The 4,829-nt window shown below is 47.0% G+C and carries 6 protein-coding genes; 3 read left to right on the top strand and 3 right to left on the bottom strand.

What is annotated here, in order from left to right:
* From P5683_RS22740 to proC, 3 genes are all read left to right on the top strand, one after another.
* The coding region (locus tag P5683_RS22740; protein ID WP_315669483.1) for an RNA-guided endonuclease TnpB family protein at positions 1–690 on the top strand (690 nt) is incomplete at its 5' end.
* A gap of 384 nt (positions 691–1,074) precedes the next feature.
* Positions 1,075–1,689 (top strand): cell division protein SepF, encoded by a 615-nt coding sequence (locus tag P5683_RS22735; protein ID WP_006623353.1) that lies wholly within the window; start codon positions 1,075–1,077, stop codon positions 1,687–1,689.
* Between the two features lie 101 nt (positions 1,690–1,790).
* A complete protein-coding gene (proC, locus tag P5683_RS22730) occupies positions 1,791–2,597 on the top strand; it encodes a pyrroline-5-carboxylate reductase (RefSeq protein WP_108614688.1) in 807 nt (268 codons plus the stop codon).
* On the opposite strand, the gene plsY is transcribed toward proC, so the two are convergent.
* The 3 genes from plsY to P5683_RS22715 all read right to left on the bottom strand — a co-directional run.
* A complete protein-coding gene (gene plsY / locus P5683_RS22725) occupies positions 2,594–3,274 on the bottom strand; it encodes a glycerol-3-phosphate 1-O-acyltransferase PlsY (protein ID WP_008054730.1) in 681 nt (226 codons plus the stop codon). The two genes, proC and plsY, sit on opposite strands and share 4 nt — an antisense overlap.
* 69 nt (positions 3,275–3,343) lie before the next feature.
* Positions 3,344–4,393 carry a DUF3086 domain-containing protein gene (locus P5683_RS22720; protein WP_006623356.1) on the bottom strand — a complete coding sequence of 350 codons (1,050 nt, stop codon included), beginning with the start codon at positions 4,391–4,393 and terminating at the stop codon, positions 3,344–3,346.
* 56 nt (positions 4,394–4,449) lie between these two features.
* On the bottom strand, positions 4,450–4,829 hold a 380-nt coding region (locus P5683_RS22715; RefSeq protein WP_315641107.1), incomplete at its 5' end, for an RNA-guided endonuclease TnpB family protein.

Raw genomic sequence — 4,829 nt, 5'->3', positions numbered from 1 at the left:
CTCACTATAACGCGCCAAGCAGGTGACTGGTATATTAGCTTTTTCGTAGAAATCACGCCAGAAATTACACCGAAATATCGAGAGAGAATCGGGGTAGACCTAGGAATTAACAATTTGGCGACTTGCTCCGATGGGACCCAATTCTCTAATCCCAAGGCTTATAAAGCAGCCACCCAAAAACTAGCTCGATTACAACGTCATTTAAGTCGCAAAGTCAAAGGCTCAAAAAATCGGGCCAAATGTCTCTTAAAAGTTCAAAAGCTACATCAAAGAGTAGCTAATATTCGCCGTGACACGATTCATAAAATAACTACTTTTTTGGCTAAAAACCACAGCCAAGTAGTCATTGAAGATTTGAATGTGTCTGGAATGCTGAAAAATCATGGTTGGGCGGGTTCTATCGCTGATGCTTCATTTTATGAGTTCCGTCGGCAACTAGGTGACAAGGCAGAACGTTATGGTTCAAAGTTGATTATTGCCGATAGATTTTATCCATCCAGTCAACTTTGTTCTAATTGCGGTTATCGTCAAAAAATGCCCCTAGTCCGTCGGACTTTTGAATGTCCAAACTGTGGCCTGAAGATTGATAGAGATTTGAACGCCAGTATAAATTTAGAAAAATCGCCTGGTTCAGACGATTACACTTGTGGACGGGGTGCTGCCGACAGTCCCGGACGAAGCCAGAAATAAACGTCAATATCCGGCTATGTCCGGTTTTGTTTAAGTTTTATAGAGCAGTCCACCTGATGAACTATCAATAGGGGGGATGAGGAACTTTCGGGTTAAACTTTAATCATCTGCCTTTGTGTGAGGGGAGGAAATGTCTAAAAAAATGATGACAATCAGCCCCCACCAGGTCAGCTAGAGCGGTATCTTTAGAGCAGTTACTCAACATATGAGATCTTTAAGGGTTGTTTCCTCAATTGGGGATCTCGTGTAAATTTAGTTGACCCTGTGCTTTAGGGTACAAGGCCTGTCTATCCGGGGACTGGTTACAGTCTGGGTAATGCAGGCAGTAAATATCAAAATGTCAATGGTGACGTTTTGTGGCAGTTTTATGGAGCAGAGTGAGCCGTGAATACACTGTTTAGCAAACTTAGAGATTTCGTAGGACTCAATGAGTCAGTTGAGTACGATTACGAATACGATGAAATGGAAGGGGAACAATACCAGAATATGTATCAAGCCCCTCAACCACAGGCTGCTCCTCTCATGTCAGAGGAAGAACGTCGTGGGTCTCGTCGCCCCCGTGAACGTGCTGTGGCGGCGGTCGGAGGTGGTAATATGACATCTGAATCAGTAACAATGGGTTCAACAGGAATGAATAATGTAATTGGAATGCCAGGAGCGATCAACGGAATTTCGGAAGTGATGGTTATGGAACCTCGCACTTTTGAAGAAATGCCGGCCGCTATCCGCGCCCTGAAGGAACGCAAGTCTGTAGTTCTGAATTTGACGATGATGGACCCAGACCAAGCTCAGAGAGCGGTAGATTTCGTGGCTGGTGGCACTTATGCCCTCGATGGTCATCAAGAACGCATTGGAGAAAGCATCTTTCTGTTTGCTCCTAGTTGTGTTCAGGTTAGAACTCAAGGTGGGGTGGCTAATGAGGTTCCCGGTGTGCGTCCCCGCGTGAGTTCTAGTCCTTCCTCGGCTTGGCAACCCGAAAAGGTCCAGGCGATGCAGTAGTTGCGGGTGATGCAGATACGATGGGACAAGGGGAGATGTTTGGCAGGTGATAGTTATGCTTCTCCCCTAATCCTTAGCCCAAATTTTGAGATAATGGACGGATGAGTGAGTTTAAATTGGGATTGATTGGTGGCGGGGTCATGGGAGAGGCTTTGCTGTCGGGTCTGTTGGCGAAGCAGATTTATGCCCCGGGAATGGTGATGGTTAGTGACCCTTCTGGCGATCGCCGTCAGTTTCTGTCTGACAAATATGGGGTAGGGGTAACATCTGATAATCGGGAAGTGGCGAAAGCTACTGAGGTGCTGTTGCTGGCTGTCAAGCCTCAGATTTTTGGCTGGGTGGCTGACGATTTAAAAGGACTGCTAAAGCCGGGTACTATCATCATATCTATTTTGGCAGGTGTTACCCTGTTTAAGTTGGAGAGGGTTTTTTCAGACTCTCCAGTGATTAGGGTGATGCCAAATACTCCCGCTACAGTAGGAGCCGGAGTTAGCGCTTTGGCTGCTGGTAGTTCCGTGGAACCTGCACAGATTAAACGCGCTACGGAGATTTTAGCAGCAGTTGGGGATGTGGTGGAAGTTCCAGAATATTTGATGGATGCGGTAACGGGTTTATCGGGTTCTGGTCCTGGATATGTGGCGATTATGATTGAGGCTTTGACTGATGGAGGAGTGGCGGCTGGACTTCCTAGAGCGATCGCCTCAAAGTTGGCTCTGGATACCGTTTGGGGAACCGCTCAACTCTTGCGGGAATCTCAATTACACCCAGCCGAATTAAAGGATCGCGTCACCAGTCCAGGGGGTACAACTATTGCGGGAATTGCGGAACTAGAGGCGGCGGGTTTTCGCTCGGCTTTAATTAAGGCGGTGAAAGCGGCTGGCGATCGCTCCCGGGAATTAGGGAATTAGGGGGTAGGGTCTGCTGAGAGTTTTTGACCAATGCGGGGTTCTGTACCCTGCAAAATCCGCTCGATATTGCTACGATGTCGCCAAATCACATAAGTTCCGGCGGCGATCGCAAAAATTTGGTAGGGGAGGGGTTGTCCGGTGATAATCATTAAAGCCGCGATGGTGATAGCCCCAGCAATAGAACTTAAAGATACAATCCGGGAAACAGCTAAAACCACCCCAAATACAATCAATGTAGCCAAAGCCAGCAGCCAATTGAGAGCAAATAAGATCCCCAAACTGGTAGCCACAGATTTACCGCCCTTAAAGCCTATCCATATAGACATTGTATGCCCGAATACGGCGATTAAGCCAGATAATGTGGCTATCGAGTAAGCCAAAACTTGAGGGGAGTCAATCCCAGCCATAGTAGCAATTTGGCGGGTTTCATTGAGGGAATACACCCAGAAAACCATAGCAATAGCAGCGACACCCTTCAAAATATCGACTGCTAAAACCATGATCGCTGGCAGTTTACCACAGGTTCTTAATACATTAGTTGCGCCAGTTGAACCAGAACCCTCCGCCCGGATATCAATACCATAGAACCAAAGGGCGATCGCATATCCAGTAGGAATTGAGCCCAGCAGATAAGCCACCACCAACACCACCCCATTGAGAATGAACCAATTAACCATATTTAATCAAATTTCCTGCATCCATCGACAATTTGCAAACCGAATCCGACTAGCCTATATCAACTGCCCTCAAAACCTATCGAAGGATGACTGAGCCGCCGCCTGTGGGTCAGGAGCAAAAGCCAACCAGAGGGGAAACTGGAGCAACGAGAGGCTAATTTTGTCCTCTGTATCATCAATAATAATAAACGGAAGCCGACCATCATTAACCAACCTGTCCGCTTTTTGAGCCAATAACTCTGGGTCTTCAAATAATCCCAACCCTCGCTCAGGTCCAAAATCACGGCGGTCAATTCCTAAGCAGTCTTGAAGTCCCCGCCGCCACTCTCCCAGGCGTTCTGGACTATTCGCCAAAACCAAAGTCCCCAAACGTCTGTCATAGAGACTTCTGAGAATAGATATAGTCGCCGAAGCCACCAGAATATTTTGCAGACGGCTTCCCATAGTCCGCAACGCACCGCGTCCACCTTGGTTAAAGAACCAATTAGAAACCTGTTTAGCGTGGATAGGCTCAAAAGTGCGGCGGAACTGCCAAGGGGGGCCATAATAGTCAGGATTAGTGCGGTATTGGTCAATAATCCGACGAATTTGTTTGGTTTGTTCAGCAAAAGCCGACTTCGTAAATTGAGTATTAGGGTCAGGTTCAGCCACGGACTCCGCCGACTGACCTGCGGGAGTGGAACTAGCAGCAGGGGGAGTGATGGGTTCTTCTGGGATTAACTCAAGCTGTTCTGCGGTAGCCGCCAGGTCTTGAAGACTACCAACCAAATAATCTTTAAAACCTTGGACTCGGATAGCCAAATCCTGAGAAACCCCTGCAAAAGTAGTTCGCATTTCTTGCTCAATGCGTTCTCGGCGACGTTCGAGTTTTTCTACTTCCACCTGTAGAGTCTGTCGCCTCGCCTCCAACTGGCTGAGGGCTTCAGAAACCAGGTTTCCCATAGATTGAGTGAGGGCGGTTTGTTCCTGCTGTAATTTTGCCTTAGTTATCTGAAGTTGGGCAATTTCCTGCCTCAAATCTTCAGCCTGACGCTTGAGGTAATCTATAGGCTCGTCGGGGGACTGAGAGCCTGTGGTTAAATTAGGTTCAAGTGGTGATGATTCAGGTTGAGAATTCAATGGTTGTACTGCTCTATAAAACTTAAACAAAACCGGACATAGCCGGATATTGATGTTTATTTCTTGCTTCGTCCGGGACTGTCGGCAGCACCCCGTCCACAAGTGTAATCGTCGGAACCAGGCGATTTTTCTAAATTTCTACTGGCGTTCAAATCTCTATCAATCTTCAAGCCACAGTTTGGACATTCAAAAGTCCGACGGACTAGGGGCATTTTTTGACGATAACCGCAATTAGAACAAAGTTGACTGGATGGATAAAATCTATCGGCAATAATCAACTTTGAACCATAACGTTCTGCCTTGTAACCTAGTTGACGACGGAACTCATAAAATGAAGCATCAGCGATCGAACCCGCCAAACCATGATTTTTCAGCATACCTGACACATTCAAATCTTCAATGACTACTTGGCTGTGGTTTTTAGCCAAAAAAGTAG

It is taken from the genome of Limnospira sp. PMC 1279.21, assembly GCF_032349615.1.
GTDB lineage: Bacteria > Cyanobacteriota > Cyanobacteriia > Cyanobacteriales > Microcoleaceae > Limnospira > Limnospira fusiformis.
Note: the sequence above shows the minus strand (reverse complement) of the source record. Positions and strands in the feature narration are given on the sequence as shown.